A 1109-nucleotide genomic window follows, 5' to 3' on the forward strand; every position below is an offset into this window, starting at 1 on the left:
CAATATGTCCATAGCCGACGACGCCGAGATGCGCCCCGCGCAATTGGCGACCCATAGGCGCAATAGGAAATTCACCTGATTGGTAGATCGCTCGGGCTTGGCTGATGCCACGCGCCAAATCAACCATCGCACCTAAAACCCACTCGGCAACAGCAGGACCAAAACCAGGGCTGGCTTGGGTCACCAAAATACCTTGTGCACTGGCCGCATCTACGTCGATGGTGCGAATATCCACCGCACACCGAACTACTGCAACCACTTTTTGCATAGCCGCCAATACCTGACGGTCAAACGGAGTTTGGCGGTAAGCAATAACAACCGCACAACCTTGTATGAGCTGCAAGAGGGCCTCACCCTCTAAATCGTCTTGCGTGGGATTGCACCGCACCCGCGCAATTTTTTGTAATTGCGCTAGCGCAGTTTGACCGAAATTGGTATCAAATTTATGCGTCGGGTGGGTAATAAATACCGTTTGCATGCATGCGTCTACAACAGGCCCGGCAACCACAAAGAAAGCGCCGGCACATAAGTTACCAAGAGCAAGGCCATACACATCGCGCCATAAAACGGCCAAAGTTCTTTAGAGACTTGCTCCATCGTGACCTTACCCACCGCGCAACCTACAAACAATGTAGGGCCAACGGGTGGTGTGATCAAGCCAATGCCTAAATTCAAAATCATGACCATTCCGAAGTGCACGGGGTGAATGCCCAACTTAGCGATGATGGGCATAAAAATAGGCGTACAGATCAACAGCATTGGGGCCAAGTCCATAAAGGTGCCCAGCACCAACAACAAGATATTGACCATAAAAAGGAATGCGTACTTGTTATCGGAAATATTCAAAAAGAAGTACGTGATCTTGGCAGGAATTTGCATCAAGGTCATCATGTAACCAAACGCTACGGAAAAACCAATCAACATCATCACCATCGACACCGTTTTCACAACACGATGCACCATGCGAGGCAATTCGCTCCAATGGTAATCACGATAAACCAAGAAAGTGACCAAGAAGGCGTAAACGCACGCAACCGCTGCAGATTCAGTCGGTGTAAACACACCGGACAAAATTCCACCCATGATGATGACGATGGTGACCAAGCCCC

Annotated in this window: 2 protein-coding genes; both read right to left on the bottom strand. The window is 49.7% G+C overall.

Annotated features, from left to right (window positions below):
* A partial coding sequence (locus tag AC9UEO_RS13725; protein WP_509534668.1) for a Rossmann-fold NAD(P)-binding domain-containing protein occupies positions 1-478 on the bottom strand: 478 nt, incomplete at its 3' end.
* Between the two features lie 8 nt (positions 479-486).
* Positions 487-1109, bottom strand: a 623-nt coding sequence (locus AC9UEO_RS13730; RefSeq protein WP_509534671.1) for a TRAP transporter large permease, incomplete at its 5' end; no start/stop codon positions are given.

The organism is Limnohabitans sp. (assembly GCF_040401495.1).
Classification (GTDB): domain Bacteria; phylum Pseudomonadota; class Gammaproteobacteria; order Burkholderiales; family Burkholderiaceae_C; genus Limnohabitans.